General features: G+C 72.6%; 16 protein-coding genes. 2 read left to right on the top strand and 14 right to left on the bottom strand.

The features are described 5' to 3' along the window. Positions 1-130 precede the first annotated feature (130 nt). Positions 131-535 (bottom strand): globin, encoded by a 405-nt coding sequence (locus ACWC94_RS04120; protein WP_450794811.1) that lies wholly within the window; start codon positions 533-535, stop codon positions 131-133. Between the two features lie 79 nt (positions 536-614). Between ACWC94_RS04120 and ACWC94_RS04125 the strand changes: the two genes are divergently transcribed. Beyond that, positions 615-1,592 (top strand): methyltransferase domain-containing protein, encoded by a 978-nt coding sequence (locus ACWC94_RS04125; RefSeq protein WP_450794812.1) that lies wholly within the window; start codon positions 615-617, stop codon positions 1,590-1,592. A gap of 6 nt (positions 1,593-1,598) precedes the next feature. On the opposite strand, the gene ACWC94_RS04130 is transcribed toward ACWC94_RS04125, so the two are convergent. From ACWC94_RS04130 to ACWC94_RS04145, 4 genes are all read right to left on the bottom strand, one after another. Further along, the gene (locus tag ACWC94_RS04130) at positions 1,599-3,227 is read right to left on the bottom strand and encodes an FHA domain-containing protein (RefSeq protein ID WP_450794813.1); all 1,629 of its coding nucleotides are present in this window, start codon (positions 3,225-3,227) and stop codon (positions 1,599-1,601) included. Between the two features lie 35 nt (positions 3,228-3,262). Continuing rightward, positions 3,263-4,603 (bottom strand): vWA domain-containing protein, encoded by a 1,341-nt coding sequence (locus ACWC94_RS04135; protein WP_450794814.1) that lies wholly within the window; start codon positions 4,601-4,603, stop codon positions 3,263-3,265. A 100-nt stretch (positions 4,604-4,703) separates the two neighbouring features. Beyond that, positions 4,704-6,053: a PP2C family serine/threonine-protein phosphatase gene (locus ACWC94_RS04140; RefSeq protein WP_450794815.1), complete on the bottom strand. Its 1,350-nt coding sequence runs from the start codon at positions 6,051-6,053 to the stop codon at positions 4,704-4,706. A 3-nt stretch (positions 6,054-6,056) separates the two neighbouring features. Next, entirely contained in the window at positions 6,057-8,294 is a 2,238-nt protein-coding gene (locus tag ACWC94_RS04145) for a tetratricopeptide repeat protein (RefSeq protein ID WP_450794816.1), read from the bottom strand. Between ACWC94_RS04145 and ACWC94_RS04150 the strand changes: the two genes are divergently transcribed. Continuing rightward, entirely contained in the window at positions 8,254-8,547 is a 294-nt protein-coding gene (locus ACWC94_RS04150; protein WP_450794817.1) for a hypothetical protein, read from the top strand. The two genes, ACWC94_RS04145 and ACWC94_RS04150, sit on opposite strands and share 41 nt — an antisense overlap. A 19-nt stretch (positions 8,548-8,566) precedes the next feature. Here the strand turns inward: ACWC94_RS04150 and ACWC94_RS04155 are convergent, their stop codons facing one another. The 9 genes from ACWC94_RS04155 to ACWC94_RS04195 form a co-directional block, all read right to left on the bottom strand. After that, positions 8,567-9,841: a hypothetical protein gene (locus tag ACWC94_RS04155; protein WP_450794818.1), complete on the bottom strand. Its 1,275-nt coding sequence runs from the start codon at positions 9,839-9,841 to the stop codon at positions 8,567-8,569. Between the two features lie 51 nt (positions 9,842-9,892). After that, positions 9,893-10,939: a glutamate ABC transporter substrate-binding protein gene (locus ACWC94_RS04160; protein WP_450794819.1), complete on the bottom strand. Its 1,047-nt coding sequence runs from the start codon at positions 10,937-10,939 to the stop codon at positions 9,893-9,895. A gap of 8 nt (positions 10,940-10,947) precedes the next feature. Continuing rightward, positions 10,948-12,381, bottom strand: coding sequence for a hypothetical protein (locus ACWC94_RS04165; protein ID WP_450794820.1), 1,434 nt, complete (start codon positions 12,379-12,381; stop codon positions 10,948-10,950). A gap of 219 nt (positions 12,382-12,600) precedes the next feature. After that, positions 12,601-13,656, bottom strand: coding sequence for an RICIN domain-containing protein (locus ACWC94_RS04170; protein WP_450794821.1), 1,056 nt, complete (start codon positions 13,654-13,656; stop codon positions 12,601-12,603). Positions 13,657-13,765: 109 nt separating this feature from the next. After that, entirely contained in the window at positions 13,766-14,752 is a 987-nt protein-coding gene (locus ACWC94_RS04175) for an N-acetylglucosamine kinase (protein ID WP_450794822.1), read from the bottom strand. Continuing rightward, positions 14,743-16,008 (bottom strand): 6-phospho-beta-glucosidase, encoded by a 1,266-nt coding sequence (locus ACWC94_RS04180; RefSeq protein WP_450794823.1) that lies wholly within the window; start codon positions 16,006-16,008, stop codon positions 14,743-14,745. Before ACWC94_RS04180 ends, ACWC94_RS04175 begins: the two co-directional genes overlap by 10 nt. A gap of 6 nt (positions 16,009-16,014) precedes the next feature. After that, positions 16,015-16,848, bottom strand: a complete 834-nt coding sequence (locus tag ACWC94_RS04185) for a carbohydrate ABC transporter permease (protein WP_450794824.1) — start codon at positions 16,846-16,848, stop codon at positions 16,015-16,017. Positions 16,849-16,851: 3 nt separating this feature from the next. After that, on the bottom strand, positions 16,852-17,793 hold the full coding sequence (locus ACWC94_RS04190; protein WP_450794825.1) for a carbohydrate ABC transporter permease: 942 nt from the start codon (positions 17,791-17,793) through the stop codon (positions 16,852-16,854). A 3-nt stretch (positions 17,794-17,796) separates the two neighbouring features. Then, entirely contained in the window at positions 17,797-19,095 is a 1,299-nt protein-coding gene (locus ACWC94_RS04195) for an ABC transporter substrate-binding protein (protein ID WP_450794826.1), read from the bottom strand. Between the last annotated feature and the right edge of the window lie 38 nt (positions 19,096-19,133).

A 19,133-nucleotide genomic window follows, 5' to 3' on the forward strand; every position in this document is an offset into this window, starting at 1 on the left:
ATGCGGTCCGGTTCCGGTTTCGGGGTCACGCGGTCGCGCGCGTACCCGGCGAGCAGCGCGGCAGTAGGCGGTGCGCACGCGCGCGTGAGAGGACGAACCCCCGTCACCCGGCCCCCGTGTGTCCGGAACGTCAGTCCGGCGTGTTGACCATCGACGCGGCGGCGTACGTCAGGTAGTTCCACAGCGTCGTCTCGTGCTCCTCGGACAGCCCGAGTTCGTCGACGGCCACCCGCATGTGCCGCAGCCAGGCGTCGTGCGCCGCCCGGTCCACCGTGAACGGGGCGTGCCGCATGCGCAGCCGGGGGTGGCCGCGGTTGTCGCTGTAGGTCGTGGGGCCGCCCCAGTACTGCATCAGGAACAGGGCGAGGCGCTCCTCGGCCGGGCCCAGGTCCTCCTCCGGGTACATCGGCCTGAGGAACGGGTCCTCGGCGACTCCCTCGTAGAAACGGTGGACGAGCCGGCGGAAGGTCTCCTCCCCGCCGACCTGCTCGTAGAAGGTCTGCTCCTGAAGCGTGCCACGCCGAATCTCATTCACCCGTACATCGTCTCAGACCGGGTGACCCAGGACTCAAGGCTTAGGACCCCGGGGAGCGGCTCGCCCCTACTGTGGATCCATGGGCGCCTACGACACCGAGACCGACCGCCTGGCCGCCGTCGCGCGGGCCGCGCTGGTGCGGGAGATCGACGCCGAAGGGGCCTTCGCCGAGGACCCGGTGTGGAGGGAGACGTTCGCCACGGTGCCCCGGCACCTGTTCGTGCCGTACTACTACGTCGCCGGTGCGCGCGGGTACGAGCGCCGCTGGGGCGAGAGCCCCGACCCCGAGGACCGTGCCCGCTGGGTGCACGGCGCCTACGCGGACGTACCGCTCGCCACCCGGCTGCGCGACGGCGAGCTGCTCTCCTCCAGCAGCCAGCCCTCCCTGATGGCCCGGATGCTGGTCGCGCTGGAGGTCGAGGACGGCGACCGGGTCCTGGAGGTGGGCGCCGGCACCGGCTACAACGCGGCCCTGCTCGCCCACCGGCTCGGCGACGACGACCTCGTCACCACCATCGACCTGGAACCGGAGATCACCGAGTCGGCCCGCCGGCACCTGGCCGCGGCCGGCTACCACCCGGCCGTCGTGACCGGCGACGGCGCGCGCGGGGTGCCCGAACGCGCCCCCTTCGACCGGATCATCGCCACCTGCGAGCTGTCCACGGTCCCGCGCGCCTGGCTCGTCCAGTGCCGGCCCGGCGCCCGGATCCTGACCCCGCTGGCCACCGGACTGCTCGCGCTCACGGTGCGGGACGCGGCACACGCCGAGGGCCGGTTCCTGTCCTCGGCGGCCTACTTCGTACCGCTGCGCGGCGAGGGCAGGACGCGGCCGGAGGGGGTGTCGCTCGCCGGGCTGCCGGGCCGGGCCCGCGAGGACGAGACGTTCCGCTTCCTGCTCGCCCTGACCCGGGGCACCCTCGATCCGCGGGAGGCCTACGCGCTGTGGGAGCGCGAGGGCATGCCGGAGCGCGAGCGGTACGGCGTCACGGTCGGCGGCGAGCACACCTGGGCGTGGCTGGACGAGCCGGAGGGGCCGTACGCCTGGCCCCTGCCCTGACTCCTGCTAGCCGCGGCGGATGGTGATCGTCGTCCAGGCGCCCACGTGCACCCGGTCGCCGTCCTGCAGCGGAACGGGCACGAACGGCTGGATCGGTTCCTCGGACATGTTGACGGTGGTGCCGTTGGTCGAGTTCTGGTCGACGACCGCCCACGTGCCGTCCGGCTGCTGCACCAGCACCGCGTGCTGGTGCGAGACACCCGGGTCCTCCGGCGGCACCGCCAGGTCGATGTCGGGGGTGTCGCCGGTGGAGTGCCGGCGGCGGCCGATGGTGATCTGGTTGCCGCTGAGCGTGCGCTGCTGCTCGGGCGAGTACGCGGGCAGGTTCAGACCCGCGGCCTCGGGGCCCGAGCGGTGCATCATCGCCATGAAGTACTGGCGGTCCGGGCCGATGGTCGCCGTCCAGGTGACCGGTCCCGCGGGCTGGTGCGGGAAGCCGGAACCGCCCGGCGGGGCCTGTGCGGCGCCGGGCTGCGGGTAGCCGTACCCGCCGGCCGGGCCGCCACCGGGACCCTGCGGCTGCCCCGGTCCCGAGGGGCCGGTGGACGACGGCGGGGAGATCACCCAGTCGTCCTCACCGCCGCCGAAGGACGGGCCGCCGGCCGGGGGCCGTCCGGTCTCGTGCGGGAACACCGGCGGCGCGGGCGGGCCGGACTGCTGGTACGCCTGCGGGCCACCGCCGGGACCGGCACCGGGGCCGGCGGACGGGGTGGGGCCGGGCGGCGGGGGGACCGGGCGCGAGGGGTCGCCGCCGAAGCCGGAGGGGCCGGGCGTGCCGGGGCCGCCCTGGGTCGGCGCGGGCGGCGTGGGGCCACCGGGACCGGAGGGCTCACGGCCGAACGGGCCGCCCGGACCGGACGGCTCACGGCCGAAGGGCGGCGGACCGGCGGGACCGCCCGGGCCCGGGCGCTGGCCCTGACCGGGACCCTGCCCCTGACCACCGCCGAAGCCGGAGGGACCACCGAAACCGCCGGGCCCCGCAGGACCGCCGGGACCCTGACCCTGCGCCGGGCCGCCGCCGAAACCGGTGGGGCCGGAAGGGCCACCGGAACCCGGGCCCTGACCCGGACCGCCACCGAAACCGGACGGACCGCCGGGACCCTGACCCGGACCGCCGCCGAAGCCGGGACCGCCCGGACCGGACGGGCCGGGTGAGGCGGGCGGTGCCGACGGGCCGCGGTCGCCGCCGAACGGCGTCGGGCCCGACGGCTCGCTGCCGAAGGACGGGATCGGCTCGGCGGGCCGGTTCACCTGCGAGGGCCGCGAGCCCTGGTACTCGTACCCGTCACCGCCGCCGTACGTCGCGCTCGGCGGCTGGAACCGCGGCTGCGGCGAGCGCGGCGCGGCCGGGGTGTACGAGGTGGCCGTGTTGGTCAGGAAGTTCCACCGGCACTCCTCGCAGAAGGGCGCGCCGCCCTCGCGAGGCGTACGGCACTGCGGGCACAGCTCCGGCTCCGGGGCCGACGCGGCCGGCGGGCGTCCGCCGGCCGGGCCGCCCTGCGGGGGCGGGAAGCCGTAACCGCCCGCGGGCGGGGGCGGCGGAGGGGGCGGAGGTACGGCACCGGCCATGCGGTGACCGCAGACCTCGCACCAGTCGTCGGAACCCGACTGGTGTCCGTTCGGGCAGGTCGGCATGTCGGCGCTTCCCCTTCTCCGGATGTTCTACTGGGTCACTTCTTTACACGAACAGTCTTTGTGGACCGGGTCTCCAGAGTCATCTCATCCGCCTCCGCGACCTTCGTCTTCAACCGCACAGTACCTGTCGCGGCGTCGACCACGTCCACCACCTTCGCAAGCAGTTTCGCAGTATCCGCATTCCCGGAGGCGTTGGCGAGCTGAACAGCGCGCCCCAGTTTGGCCGTTGCTCCATCGAAATCGCCCGCTTTGCGAAGGTCTAGCCCTTGCTGGATGGCTTGTGCCAGTTCGGCCTGCCCGGTGTAGTGGGCGACCTGGGGGTTGATCGAGGTGGAGGCCACCATGTCGTCGGTCCATACCGCCCGCACCAGGCCCTGCGCGCCCAGGTTCTGTACCGATCCGTCCGGTTGTGGCACGACCAGGGAGACCCGGGCGGCGAGCATCTCCTGGCCGAGCCCGGCCGGCGGGACCTGAACGCACAGGTGGTAGTCGCGGGACTCGTCGCCCCAGGACCCCGTCGGGTAGTCCCCGGCGCGCGGCCCGGCCTCGGTGCGTCGGGCCGTCAAGTCCTCGACGGCGGGCGCCACTTGCTTGACGAAGCGAATGCTCGTGCCGACCGGCGTCCACACCCTGAGCGTGACGTCGGCGACCTCCTTGCCCATCGCCGTCTCCATCATCCGCGTGAAGTCGGCGGCGAGGCCGGCCGGGTCGGCGACGATGTCGGCCGTGCCGAGCAGCGCGGAGGCGATCCCTGTGACTTCTTTCACTTCCCAGTCGGTGCCCACGCCCCGCGCGTCGCAGGTGAACCGTCCGGCACAGGCCTCCAGCGTGGCCCCCAGGTCCTCCGGCGACTCGTGCTCGTTGCGTCCGTCGGTGAGCAGGATGCCGTGCCGGATGGTGACGTCCGCCGAGTTCAGCAGCCGGTCCGCCAGACGCAGCCAGGTGCCGATGGCCGTACCGCCGCCCGCGCTCAGCCGTCGCAGGGCCTGCTTGGCCTGCTCGCGGGTGGTGGCGTCGGCGACCGCGAGCCGCCCGCCGCCCGGAAAGACCTCCTTGGCCACGTGCGTGCCGCCGATCACCGCGAAGTGCGTGCCGTCGCGCAGGGCGTCGACCGCGGCGGCCGTGGCGTCCCGGGCGCCCCGCATCTTGGTCGGCGGGTAGTCCATGGAGCCGGAGCAGTCGACCATGATCGCCACCGCGGCGGACGGGCCGTGGCCCCGCGGGTACACCGGAGCCGCGGTGCTGCCGATGGTGCCGCCGCCGGTCGCCGTCACGGTGACGACGGCGTTGACCTCGCGCCCGCCCTCGGGCAGGTACTCGTTCTGGTAGACGTCCATCGAGAACTGCGGCATCTGCGGCTTCGCGAAATTGGCCATGCGTACTCAAATCCCCCTCGACCGCCCTGCTGACACAGGGCGATGGCTGTGAAGGGACCGGTCCCCTCCGGTCCTTTGAGGCTTCCCCGCGTCCGCGGCCTCAGGCCGATCCTGCCCCCTGGGGCGACGCGGGGAACGGCACGACGGCCACTGTTACGTTGTCGTGGCCCCCGCCGTCCAGGGCGTGGCCGACCAGGACCCGGGCGCTGTGCAGCGGGCGGGCGGCCGCGTCCGCGGGCACGACCTCGGACATCTCCTCGGCCGTCTCGGCGTAGTTCCACAGGCCGTCGGTGCACACCACCACGACACCGGACCGGTCCGGCTTGAAGGACGCGGTGTGCGGCTCCAGTTCGTAGGCGTCCGCGCCGAGCCAGCCGGTGATCGCGTGGGCGCGCTCGTCGGCGTACGCCTCGGCCTCGCTCATCAGACCGGCGGCGACCATCTGCGCCGCCCAGGAGTCGTCCTCGGTCAGCCGGGCCGCCGGCGCGCCGCGGTCGTCCGGCACCCAGTAGACGCGGCTGTCGCCGACCCAGCCGACGACCAGCAGCCCGGCGGCGACCACCGCGCCGACGATCGTGCAGGCGGGGGCGTTCTGGTGCGGGGCCTGCTCGCCGGCCGTGGCGGGTTCCTCGGCGAGCGCGTTGACGGCCTGCGCGGCGGCGACGATCGCCTCGTGCATCGCCGTCTGCGGATGCGTGCCGCGCGGCAGCGCGGCCAGCAGGGTGTCACCGGCCGCCTGGGACGCGGCCGTCGACGCGTCGTCGGGGCGGGTCGCGGAGGACACGCCGTCGCAGACGATCGCGAGGACGGCCGGGGTGCCGTCGGGCAGTGTGGTGCGGCCGACGGTGAAGGCGTCCTCGTTGCGGTGGTGGCGCAGGCCCCGGTCGCTGACAGCGGCCACCGGGCCCGACTCGCGCTCCAGGTGGTCGCGTTCACGGGGCTGGGCGTGCCCGCAGTTCTCGCAGTAGCCGTCGCTGTCCACCCGGCCCGCCCGGCAGGCCACGCACACCTGCGCGGGCTCCTCGGGTGCGGCGATGGTCTCGGGGGTCTCGGCCACGCGCGGGTCGGGTGCCTGCAGCGGGTACTCCTCGGGCTCCGCGGGCCGGTCGAAGCGCACCCCGGAACCGGCCTGCTGCTCCGCACCCCCTTGCGGACCGGACTCGTGCTCGGGCAGCGGTGTGCCGCCGGAGTCGGTGCCGGGCAGGTCGGCCGGCAGATGCACCGCCGACGGGGTGCCGGAGCTCTCCGGCTCGGGGGCGGGCCAGTCCACGCCGTCCGCGGGGGAGCCGGCCGCGGAGCCGGTCATGGTGAGCGTCGGATGGTCCTGCGGCGGCGAGGGTACGACGGAGAGGTCGTACCCGCACGCTCCGCAGAAGAGGTCACCCGACTCGACGGGCTCCGCGCAGCTCGGGCACTTCGACAGTGCGGCCTGCTGGGGCATCTGCGACATCAACTACACCCACGTCCGGGGGCGGTAACGGTTCGCCCGTTCCACCAGTTCGATCCTCTCCTCGCCGCCGGGCGCCAGCCGGGCCAGCGTGCGGTAGGCGCGCTCCAGGCCGAAGCGGAGGCCCCGCTCGTCCAGACCGCTGCCCAGCAGCACCCGTCCGCCGGCGGCCTGCCGGGTGCCCTGGCCCCCGGAGAGTATCCAGTCCAGCGCCGATCCGAGCACTTCCGTGGCCAACTGTCCGCGCCGCGCCGGGTCCAGGCCGTACGCGTCCAGCGCCTCGACCTGCCCGGCGGCGGCCGTCAGGTCGTCCAGGAACGGTACGTCACCGGCGGTCGCGGTGCGCTGTCTGAGCCGCGCCCGGACGGCGGCGACCCGGGCGGCCGTGTAGTGGATGGAGGACTCCGGCACCGACTCCAGGGTCCGCACGGCGCCGTGCCGGTTCCCGGCCGCGAGCTGCACCCGGGCGAGCCCGAAGGCGGCGCTCACGAAGCTCGGGTCGGTCGCCCACACCAGGTGGTAGTACTCGGCCGCGTTGTCCAACTGGCCCAGCACCTCCGCGCACAGGCCGAGCGCGAGCTTGGGCGCGGCCTCGCCGGGGAAGGCGTCGTAGACCGCGTCGAAGGCGAGCGCGGCGCCCTCGAAGTCACGGGTGACCAGGGCGGCCACACCCCGGTACCACACCACCCGCCAGTCGTCGGGCCGTTCCTCGTCCAGGGTGGCCAGGCTCATCAGCGCGGCGTGGTGGTCCCCGCTCTCCAGCCGGGCGCGGATCTGCCGGAGCCGGGTCTCCACGGTCCGCGCGGGCGCCGCGTCGAGCGCGCTGATCAGCTCGGCCGGCGCGGAGGCGAGCAGACCGGCCAGGAAACCCGCGTTGGGATCGCCCGGGTCGACCAGCGGGACCGGCAGGGCGAGGGCGGCGGCGGGGGTGTCGACGGGCTTGACGAGAGCGGCCGGGAGCGGCGCCGGGGCGCCGGGCGGCACGGCCGCCGGGGCGGCCCCGCCGGCTCCCGCCCCCGGGGCCGTCCGCCTGCGGCCCCGTACCTCGCGCGCTCCCAGCAGGGACACGTCACCGTCCAGCCTGGGGAACAGCTCCCGGTCCATCACCCTGACCTCGGGACCGAACAGCGTCGACAGGGCGGGCCGTGCGTGCCCGGTCTGCAGCGAGACCACCTCGCGCAGTACACCGGTCAGCTGCTCGGCCATCTCCTGCGCGGAGGCGAACCGGCGGGCGGGGTCGGGGTCGGTGGCGCGGACCAGGAGCCGGTAGAAGGACTCGTAGCGGCGGAAGACGTCGATGGTGTCCGGGTCGGGCAGGGAGTCGACGTAGACGTTGGTGTAGCCCTGGAAGTCGAAGGTGAGCACGGCGAGCGTACGGCCCACCGTGTACAGGTCGCTCGCCACCGACGGGCCGGCCTCGGCGACCTCCGGCGCCTGGTAGCCGACCGTGCCGTAGATCGCCGACTCCTCGTCGTCCATGCGGCGCACCGCGCCCATGTCGATCAGCTTGAGCTGGTCCTCGGTCTGGATGGCGTTGTCGACCTTGAAGTCGCAGTACAGGAGGTTGCGGCTGTGCAGGTGGCCGAGGGCCTCCAGGGCCTCGATGCCGTACGCGCAGGCCTGTTCCACCGGCAGCGGGTCCCGGCGGCCCTCCGGGGTGCGGCGGGCGTTGGCGATCTCCTTCAGGGACTTGCCGCCGACGTACTCCATGACGATGTAGCCGTCGAGGGAGCCGGTGCGCTGGTCGAGGTGCTCGACGAAGTTGTAGATCCGCACGATGTTGGCGTGCTCGATCTCCGCGAGGAAGCGCCGCTCGGAGATCGCCGCCGCCATCGCGTCCTGGTCACCGGTGTCCAGCAGGCCCTTGAGCACCACCCACCGGTCGGAGACGGCCCGGTCCACGGCGAGATAGATCCAGCCGAGCCCGCCGTGCGCGAGACAGCCCGCGACCTCGTACTGGCCGTGCACGATGTCCCCGGCCCTGAGCTTGGGCACGAAGGAGTACGGATGGCCGCACTTGGTGCAGAAACCTTCCGTGCGCCCCGGCCGGTCGCCCCGGGCCCGGCCCACCGGCACCCCGCAGTCCGAGCGCGAGCAGAACCGCTTCCGCTCGGGCACCTCCGGGTTGTCCAGCACCATCGCGCGCGGGTCGGGCCGGGGCACCTGCGGCACGTTCACCAGCCCGGCGCCGAGCCGCCCGCGCGTGGAGGCGCCGGAGGAGGAGCCGGAGCTGCGCACCGACACCGAGCGCCCGGTGGACCGGCCCGACAGGGACCGGGAGAGCCGCCCGGACACCGAGCGGCGCGACCTCGACGACTGCGAGGACGTACGCGAGCTGCTGCGGGAACTGCCGCTGTCGGCCGCGCCCCTGGTCAGCCCGGTGGGCTGCGAGCCGACATTGCCTTTCGCCGACACCACCGGTGCCAGGCCGCAGGTGTCGCAGTACAGCTCACCGCCGCCGACGTCCTCGTACGACCCCTCGCAGCCCGGCCGCTGACAGGACTGCCCCGGCTGACTCATGACTGCTCCCCCTTACGGTCCTCGGGCGCCCGGGCGCCGCCGAGCAGCTCGGACGCCAGCTGCTGGTAGCGCAGCACGGCCTGTTCGGCCACCCGCAGGTCGCACGGCGCGCTCCACAGCATCCGCCGGGCCGCGTCGTACCGCTCGACCAGGAACGGGTCCTCGGCGAGGCCGTGCCGGGCGACCTTCGCCCGGTACGCGTCCAGCCGGCCGCGCAGTTCGGCGCGGACCGCGAGGGGCGCGGTGACCGCGGTCAACGACTCGCGTGCGCGCAGCAGTTCGTCCTCGGCCTTCTGCTCCAGGGACTCCAGCAGCGGGGACAGCCGGTGCCACTGGGCCTGCCGCCGGTACTCGGCCGCCGTCGCCAGCTGCTCCTGCAGCACCGTCGGCGGACCGCTGACCACCGGCACCTCGGTCGCCGCGATCTTCGCCAGCACCTCGCCGCGCGCGGTGCGGGCCTCGGCGAGGGTGCGGTCCGCGCGCGAGAGCACGTCCCGCAGCCGGATCAGCCGCGCCTCCGCGTCCTGCCGGACCGTCAGCACGGCGTCGATCTCCCGGCGCACGTCCTCCAGGGCGCGCGCCTCACGGTCGTACACCAGGGTGTCCGGACGGCCGCCGCCCGGCGCCGAACTGCCCTCGGCCGGCACCCAGAAGGCGAGCGGGTCCGCGACGACGTCCTCCCGCAGCCGGGTGAGGGTGCGGGTGATCCGCTCCAGGTCGTCACCCGCCGGGTGCTCGCCGGGACGTACGCCGACGGAGTGCGCGAGCGTCCGGGTGCGCTGGAGCTCCGCGGCCAGTAAATCGATCCGCGCGGGCAGCGCCGACCACACCGCGTCGGCGGCGACGACCAGGTCCAGGCTCGTCGCGTACAGCTCGTTCATCCGGTCCACCAGCGCGGCCAGCGAGAAGGACTCGCTGAGCCGGCCGTTCCCGGCGACGGTCACGGACTGCCCGCGCAGCAACTCGGTCAGTTCCAGCAGGTCCTCACGGCTGGCCCAGCGGCGCCGGGCGCGGATCTCGCGGGCGGAGCGCAGCGCGTTGGCGTAGGCGTCGAAGTACCCCCACAGCTGGGTGATCCGGGCCTCCGTGGCCTGCCAGCGTTCCCTGGTCACGCCGGCCAGCTCGGCGCCTTCGAGGAGTCTGCGGCCCGCGTGGTCCTGCAGCGCCAGCAGCGAGGTCTCGATCGCCTCGTGCTCCTGGCCGAGCCGCGCCAGCGCACGGTCCACCTCGTCCCGGTCCATCACCGGCCCGGCGGGGTCCGTGACGCCCATCGATCACCTCTCGCTGCGTTTCAGTGTTCCGGTCTTCGGGTCGGATGTGACTCAACTCGTGCGCAGATAGCGCGGCGCGGGCGGCTTGGACGCGCTCGAGTCCTTCCCCAGTGTCGCCGACAGCCACGTGTCGTACGACGCCTGCCAGCCGCTGGCGCGGTAACCCACCAGAACGCGATTGACCCGGCGTACCAGATCGGAGGCGTCCTTCTTCATCGCCACGCCGTAGTACTCGGTGGTGAACGCCCCGCCCTTCAGTTCGACGGTCGGGTCCTGCGCGGCCTGGCTGGCGGCGAGCGCGCCGTCGGTCACCACCGCGTCCGCCTCGCCGAGTTGCAGCCGGACCAGGCAGTCCAGCTGGTTCGGGACGGTGGTGGAGATGTCGGTGGAGGCGGGCAGGGCGCCGCTCTTCCGGTCGGCGTCCAGCTTGGTGTACGCCGTCGAACCGGCCGCCGTGCAGACCCTCTTGTGCGCCAGGGTGCCGTTGTACCCGGTGATCGAGGACGACTTCGGCGCGAGGACCTGCTGCCCGGTCTTGAAGTACGGCGCGGAGAACGCGACCTGGGACAGCCGGTCGCAGGTGATGGTCATGGTCCGTACGACCATGTCCACCCGCCCGTCCTCGATCGCCGAAGTCCGCTGGCTGGTCGGTATCGCCTTGAACTGCACCGCGTCCGGGTCGCCGAGGAGGTCCTGCGCGATCCGGTGCACCAGGTCGATGTCGAAGCCCTCCAGCTCCGCGCCCTCGGTGTTCGGGTTGCGGTAGCCCCAGTGGTAGCTGTTCTGGTCGACACCGACGATCAGCTTGCGCCGGGCGCCCGTACGGGCCTTGATCGCGTCTATGGTCGGCCCGTCCGCGCCGGACGGCGACAGCGTCTGGTCCTGCGCCTCGGAGTCCTTGCAGTCCCCGGCGCGGGCCTGGATCCCGGCGGCCACCGGCTGTCCGGCGGACCTGCCCCCCGCCGACGCCTTCTGGGTGCACGGCAGCAGCAGGGCGAACGCGAGGGCGAGCGCGCACAGCACCGCCATCGCGCCGACCCCGCCCCAGCCCCGCAGGGAGGCCCGTACACGTGCCGCGTACGCCGCGTACATCGTCATGCCCCCTGTCACCGGTACTCCGAGAGTCTGCGCCCGATGCCGGCCAGCGCGCCGGCCGCGCCGAGCACCGCGAGCACGGCCGCGCCCACCGGCAGCCCCGTCATCGCGTCCCGCCCGTCACCGGCGGCCCGCTGGAACTCGCCCTGCTCATGGTCGATGGCCTGGGCGAGATTGCGGTCGACGCTGTCGAAGCACTCACCGGTGGCGCCCTTGGCGCCGATGACCTTGTCCAGCGCCTGCTGGTAGTTGCCGTTCTCGTCCTCGGTGCGGGCGGAGGAGTGGCGCTGCTTCCACACCACCATGTTCCCCTCGGCCGCCTTCACCGGCGTACGGCCGCCCTGGTCGTCGGCAAGCCTCTCCGCCCCGGTCAGGCCCTCGCCGAGCACGGCCATGTCCTTGTCGAAGTCGTGGTAGTAGGTGTCGTACGTCCTGCCGCCCACCGTGACGGTCTCGGCGCCGCGCGCGACCAGGCTCAGGTTCTCGTTCCCGCGCGCCTTCAGGGAGGCGATCCGGGCGTCGTGCAGCACGGTCAGCGAGCGGACGCCGTGGTCGTAGGAGCCGTTCAGCTCCGAGCGGGCCACCGCGTGTCCGGCGACCAGCCACAGCAGGGCGACGGCGGTGCCGGCGCTGGCCGCGACCAGACCGTGGTTGAGCACGCGGTTCGTCCGCCGGTACGAGCGGTGCTGGGCCCAGCCCAGCGCGGCCAGCGCGAGCACACCGAGGGCGATGGCGATCCACGGGTACGGCGTCGCGGACGCGTAGTCGGCGTCGAGCCGGGCGTTCTCCTTGGTGTAGAGATCCTCCGCCGCCGGGAGCATCTCCTTCTGCATCTTCTCGTTGGCGTAGCGCAGATAGGCGCCGCCGACGGGATACCCCTGCCGGTTGTAGGTCCGGGCGCGCTCGACGAGCCCCTTGTACTCGGGCAGCAGTTTGTTCAGCTTGGTGATCGTCGCCTCGGAGGCCGAGCCCGGCTCGGCGTTGGCGGCGGCGGTCACCAGCCCCGAGGCGGCGGTCCGGATGTCCTTCTCGTACCGGTCCCGGGAGGCGGCCGTCTCCTGGCCGCCCGCCAGGAAACCGCTGGAGGCGGCCGTGTTGGCATCGGCCAGCGACCGGTAGATGTCAGCGGCACCCGAACTGAGCGGCTGACTGCGGTGCAGCACGTCGTCGGCGGCGGCCGCCCGCTCGCTGGCCTGCCAGGCGGTGACCGCGCCGAACGCCACGACCAGCAGCGCCAGTACGGCCCCGATGATCCGCAGCCGCCCCGGCTCGGTGGTCGCCGCGGCCCGCAGCCGGTCGACGCCCTCGGCGAACGCGGTCCGCCGGGCGGGGGGCACGGGGGAGCCCGCGGGGGCCGGCCGGGCGGGCTGCGCGGGGACACCGGGGGCGGCGGGCACACCGGGGCCCGCCACCGGCGGTGCCGCGCTCTTCGGCGGGTGTGTCACTTGACCTCCCCCATGGTCATCCGTTCGCCGCCAAGTATCACCGCACGGACCGGCATCCGCACCGGCCTTCACTGGATCTTGATCGGATCGCAGTGTGCCCGACGGCGCGCAGCGCCGGGCACACCACCCCCTGCGAAGGAACACGCCGGTCCGGGCGGATCGGTTCCCCGGTCCGGCGGGTGAGTGCCGGACCGGGGACGTATCCGCCCCGCCGATGGCTCAGCCGGCGCTGTCGCAGCCGGTGAAGGTGTCGCTGGTCTGCGCGAGATAGACGCTGGCGCCGCCCCGGTCGTCGGTGCGCAGCGGGACCGTCAGGGTGTCGTCGGCGGTCCAGGCGTACCCGTTCACGTCGAACGTCCAGGTGCCGGTGACCTTCGCCGCCAGCTCCGACAGGGCGACCCAGCCGTACTGCCGCGGTGGCACCGTGACGGTGAGGCTGTTGCCGAGGTCCTCGACGAGGTTCTGCGAGACGCTGCCGGTGATCTGCTGGCTGACCTGGGCGGTGACCGGGGACGCCCCGCCGGCGCCGAGCGCGGCGCTGAAGGCGAAGCCGAGCGTGGAGGTCCAGCCGGTGTGCCTGTTCATGGTGAACGTCCACGGCACCGGCGCCGACGTGCCGTTGTACCAGACCGGCGAGACGCACTTCCTGGGCAGCGGCGCGGCCGGGGCCTGGGACCGGGTGCGCCAGGAGCAGCTGGAGGTGTCCTTGGCGCAGCGCGCCGCCGCGTGGTCGACGGCCGCGGCGACGGCGGCGTCCTGGGCGCCGGCGGGCAGCCGCCACTGCTGCGCCCCGGTGCCGTTGCAGTCGTAGGTGTCGGTCCAGGCGTCGTCGTACCGGGCGTCGTACCAGACGTCCAGACACTTGCCGTCCCGGGCGCTGCGGATCATGAAGGTGCCGGGGGTGCCGGTGACCGGCTGGAAGTACCAGCGTTCCGTGGCCCGGCCGTCACAGGACTGCTGTCTGAGCGGCAGCCCGGCGTCCGCGCACTTGCCGGTGTCGTTGTTGACGAGGGCGAAGGAGCCGTCGGCGCCGGTGAGGTCCGCGCTCCACCTCTGGTGGTGGCCGGGGGCGGAGTTGGTCACGAGGAAGACGCCGTCTCCGGTGTTGCCGTTCTGGACGTCGAGGTTGCGGCCGTTGCTCGACGACGTGAGGGTCAGGTCCTTCAGCGCGGACGGGTCCGCGCCCGCCTTCGGCGCGGCGCTCGCGGGGTGTGCTGCGAGTCCCACGAGCGCCGCTGTCGCGACCACACCGGCGGCTGCTGTACGTCGGAACACAGGCTGTCCTTCCCTGGGCGGTTGGTGCAGACCTGCGTGAAGCTAGCCGTACCGGTTCCCGGACTCCACGGATTCCGGGCGATCTTGTGAACAAACCCGCTTCTTCAGGTCAGTGGCTCTTTCCGGACAGCTCCCAGTACCCTCGCGCCCGCTCCCGCGCCGCCGCCCCCGCACTCAGCCGGTCCAGGCCCAGCAGGGCCGCGCCCAGGACCGGGCTCGCCGTCACCACGCGGACGCGGGCCTTCGGGGCGCGGGCCGTCAGCAGGGCGTGGACGGCGTCGTCGAGCAGGGCGTGGCCGGCCGTCAGGACGCTGCCGCCGAGCAGGACCGGCGTCTGCTCGCCGAGCAGCTCCAGACGGGTCAGCGCCACCGTGGCCATCACCGCCACCTCCTCCGCGAGCCGGGCGACGATCGCGCGGGCCACCGCATCGCCCCCGGCGGCCGTCGCGAACAGCACCGGGGTCAGCTCGTGCCGTCGGTCGTGGTCGACGTGCCCCAGGTGCAGCGCCTCGATCAGCGCGTACATCGTCGGCAGCCCGAAGTGCCCGGGCAGGGTCCGGGCCAGGGCCGTCGGCCCGCCCCGGCCGTCCTCCGCGCGGGCCGCGTGCCACAGCGCCTCCTCGGCCAGCCCCCAGCCCCCGCCCCAGTCACCGGAGATACGGCCGATGGCCGGGAAACGCGCGGTACGGCCGTCGGGGCGCATGCCGACGCAGTTGATGCCCGCACCGCACACCACGGCCACCCCGCGCGGCTCGGCGACGCCCGCCCGCAGGATCGCGAAGGTGTCGTTGCGGACCTCCACCGACGCACCCCACCCCCGTGCCCGGAGCGCGGTCGCCAACTGCTCCTCCTCCACGGGAAGATCCGCGTTGGCCAGGCAGGCTGACACATGCGCGACCGACGTGACGCCCGCGTCCGCGAAGGCCCGCGCGACCGGTTCGCCCAGCGCGTCCAGCGCCGCCGGCACGCCCACCGCGGGCGGGCGGAAGCCGCCGCCGCGGGCCGTGGCCAGGACCTCCCCGGCGGCGGTGACCACGGCCACGTCGGTCTTGCTGTTGCCCGCGTCCACCGCGAGCACGGTCGAGGTCACGCCCACGCGAGGTGCTCCCGGTTGTGTGCGATCAACTGGTCGGTCAGGGCGTCGGCGTACGCGTACTGGCCGATCAGGGGGTGGGCGAGCAGGGCGCGGAAGACGCGGTCGCGGCCGCCGCGCAGCGCCGCCTCCAGCGCCAGGTCCTCGTACGCCGTCACGTTCGCGATCAGCCCGGCGAACAGCGGGTCCGGCTCCGGTACCGGCAGCGGGGCCGGGCCGTTCGGGCCGACCGCCGCCTGCACCTCGATCACCGCGTCGTCGGGCAGGAAGGGCAGCGTGCCCCGGTTGACCGCGTTCACCACCTGGTACGGGCTGCCTGCCCCGCCGAGCAGCGCGGCCACCAGGTCCACCGCCGCCTCCGAGTAGTAGGCGCCGCCGCGCTTCGCGAGCAGCGCCGGCTTCTCGTCCAGGGCGGGGTCGCCGTACATCGCCAGCAGCTCACGTTCCATGGCGGCCACTTCGGCGGCGCGGGACGGCTTGCCGCGCAGTTCGCGGACGACCTCGTCGTGGGAGTAGTAGTAGCGCAGGTAGTAGGAGGGGATCACGCCCAGGCGGTCCAGCAGGGGGCGCGGCAGGCGCAGGTCGTCGGCGATCGCGTCGCCGTGGTCGGCGAGGAGCTTCGGCAGGACGTCGTCCCCCTCGGGGCCGCCCAGGCGCACACCGGTTTCCCACGTGAGGTGGTTGAGCCCCACATGGGCGAGGTGCACATCCGCCGGGCTCACGCCGAGCAGCCCCGCGAACTTCCGCTGGAGGCCGATCGCCACGTTGCACAGCCCGACCGCCCGGTGCCCCGCCTGGAGCAGTGCGCGGGTGACGATGCCGACCGGGTTGGTGAAGTCGACGATCCAGGCGCGGGGGTTGCTCCGGCGGACCCGTTCGGCGACGTCCAGGACGACCGGGACCGTGCGCAGCGCCTTGGCGAGGCCGCCCGCACCGGTGGTCTCCTGGCCGATGCAGCCGCACTCCAGCGGCCACGTCTCGTCCTGCTGCCGGGCCGCCTGTCCGCCGACGCGCAGCTGGAGCAGTACGGCGTCGGCGCCGTCGACGCCCGCGTCCAGGTCGGCGGTGGTGACGATCCGGCCGCCGTGGTCCTGCTTGGCGAAGATGCGCCGGGCCAGGCCGCCGACCAGTTCCAGGCGTTCGGCGGCCGGGTCCACGAGGACCAGTTCCTCGACGGGCAGGGTGTCCCTGAGGCGTGCGAAGCCGTCGATGAGTTCGGGGGTGTAGGTCGAGCCTCCGCCGACCACGGTGAGTTTCATACAGGGTTAACCCTTCACTCCGGTGAGCGTGACGCCTTCCACGAACGCCTTCTGGGCGAAGAAGAACACGAGGATCACGGGGGCCATGACCAGCACCGTCGCGGCCATGGTGAGGTTCCAGTCGGTGTGGTGGGCGCCCTTGAAGGACTCCAGGCCGTAGGACAGGGTCCAGGCGCCGGGGTTCTCGGACGCGTAGATCTGGGGTCCGAAGTAGTCGTTCCAGGCGTAGAAGAACTGGAAGAGGGCGACGGCCAGGATGCCCGGCCTGGCCATCGGCAGCACGACCCTGAGCAGGGTCCTCAGGTCTCCGCAGCCGTCGACCTTCGCCGCGTCCAGGTACTCGTTCGGGATCGTCATCAGGAACTGGCGCAGCAGGAAGACGGAGAACGCGTCGCCGAACGCCATCGGAATGATCAGCGGCCACAGTGTTCCGGACAGGTCCAGCTGCTTGGCCCAGAACAGGTACATCGGGATGACGATCACCTGCGGGGGCAGCATCATCATCGAGATCACCAGCATGAGCGACAGATTGCGGCCCCGGAAGCGGAACTTGGCGAGTGCGTACGCCACCGGGACCGACGACGCCACCGTCAGCACCGTGCCGAGGCCGGCGTAGATCAGGGTGTTCTTCCACCACGTCAGAAAGCCCGGCGTGTCGAAGACCTTCGTGTAGTTGCCCCACTCCCAGGTGTGCGGGACCAGGTCGCGGCTGAGTGCCTGGGTGTCGCTCATCAGGGAGGTCAGGAAGACGAACACGAAGGGGAGCGTGAAGAACAGGGCGGCGGCCACGCCCAGGGAGTGGACCGCTATCCATTCGAGATGTGCCTTGCGGCGGGTCATACGTCAGTCACCTGCCTGGATGAGACCGCCCCGGCGCCGCATCAGCAGTGCGGTGAACACCATCGACAGCGCGAACAGCACCAGGGCCACCACACAGGCCGAGCCGTAGTCGAAGCGCTGGAAGCCGAGGTTGTAGACGAGCTGGGGGAGGGTGAGCGTGGACTTGTCGGGGTAGCCGGGCTCGAACTGGGTGCCCGCGCCCTGGATCACCCCGGAGGCGACCTTTCCGGCGATCAGCGGCTGGGTGTAGCACTGCATGGTCTGGATCACGCCGGTGACGACGGCGAACATCACGATGGGGGAGATGTTCGGCAGCGTGACGAACCGGAAGCGCTGCCACGCCGACGCCCCGTCCAGCTCGGCCGCCTCGTACTGCTCGGCCGGCACGTCCAGCAGCGCGGCCATGAAGATGACCATCAGGTCGCCGATGCCCCACAACGCCAGCAGGGTGAGGGCCGGCTTGGACCAGGCGGGGTCGTTGAACCAGCCCGGCGCCGGGATGCCGGCCTTCTCCAGGACGGAGTCGACCGGTCCCGTGCCGGGGTTGAGGAGGAACGCGAAGGCCATGGTCGCCGCGACCGGCGGGGCGAGGTACGGCAGGTAGAACAGGGTGCGGAAGACCCCCGTCCCGGTCTTGATCCTGGTGATGAGCAGGCCGATGCCGAGCCCGAAGACGACCCGGAGGGTCACCATGACCAGGACCAGCCAGAGGGTGTTGCGCAGGGCCGGCCAGAACAGCGGGTAGTGCGCGAAGACGTAGGTCCAGTTCTTGGCCCCGCTCCACGCCGGCGGTCGGAAGCCGTCGTAGTGCATGAAGGAGAAATAGACCGTCGAGATCAGCGGGTACGCGAAGAAGACCGCGAAGCCGATCAGCCAGGGCGACATGAAGGCGGCCGTGCGAAGCGCCGAGCGGCGGCGTTTCGACGCCGGAGTGGGCTTACCCATCGGCTACTTCGCCTGCGCGATGTCCGTGTCGATCTGCGCGGCCGCTTTCTTCAGGCCGGCCTTCAGATCGGTGACCCTGCCGCTTTCGTAGTCGTACCCGAGCTGCTGGATCGTCACCAGGTACTGGCCGCCGTTGAGGGAGGCGGGAGACGTGGTGGAGTTCGGGTCGGCGGCGATGTCCAGGAAGGTCTTGAAACGCGGGTCGTACGTCAGCTTCGGGGACTTCAGGGCGGCCAGCGTGGAGGGCACGTTGTGGATGCCGTTGGCGAAGCCGACCACGGCGTCGGTGTCCGTGGTGATGTACTTGACGAACTCCCAGGCCGCGTTCTGCTTGTGGCTGGTGGCGGCGATGCCCGTGACGGTGCCGGTGATGTAGCCCTTGCCGTACTGGCTCACCTGGTCGTCGGGGACGGGCAGCGGGGCGACCCCGATCTCGAACTCCGGCTTGGTCTGCTCGGCCATGCCGAGCCGCCACTCGCCGTCCAGCTGCATGGCGACCTGACCGGTGTGGAAGGGGTGCTTGGGACCCCACTCGTCGCCGAGCGTCGCCCGGAACCTCTCCAGCTTCTGGAATCCGCCGAGTTCGTCCACGAGCCGCTTCTGCAGCTCGAAGCCCTTCCGGAACGCCGGATCCGTGGCGAGGTCCGACTTTCCGTTCTTGGCGAAGTACGTCGGCGAGAACTGCCCGAAGTAGTGCTCGGTGGTGGTCTCCCAGCCGTGGTAGTCCGGCATGAATCCCAGCTGTTCGTAGGAGTCGCCGTCGGACACGGTCAGCTTCTCGGCGTCGGCCTCGAACGCGGACCAGGTCTTCGGCGGGTTCGCGATACCCGCCTTCTTGAACGCCGTCTTGTTGTAGTAGAGCCCGTACGCGTCACCGAGCAGCGGCGCCGTGCAGCGGTTGCCGCCGAACCGGGTGTACTCGTTCATCGGCTTCGGGAAGGTCGCCTGCGGATCGATGCCCGACTTCTTGAAGAAGGGGGTGAGATCGACCAGCGCGCCGGAGGAACAGAACCTGCCGACGTTGTTGGTCGTGAAGGAGGAGATCACATCCGGCGCTCCGTCACCCCCGGACCGCAGCGCCTGGTTGATCTTGTCGTCGGTCATGTTGCCGACGACGTCCACATGGATGTTGGGGTGCGCCTTCTCGAAGCCGGCGACCAGCGACTTGACGGCCTTCACCTCGTTCGGCGCGCTCCAGGCGTGCCAGAAGGTGATCGTCGTGTCCTTCGAGGCGTCGTCCGTGGCGCCGGAGCCCGACTGCCCGGTGCAGGCGGTGGCGAACAGGGCGAGGGACGCAGTCATGGCAAAGGCCGCTTTTCGGGCAGCGGACGGTATGACTT

The sequence above is a fragment of the Streptomyces sp. NPDC001135 genome (assembly GCF_053598395.1).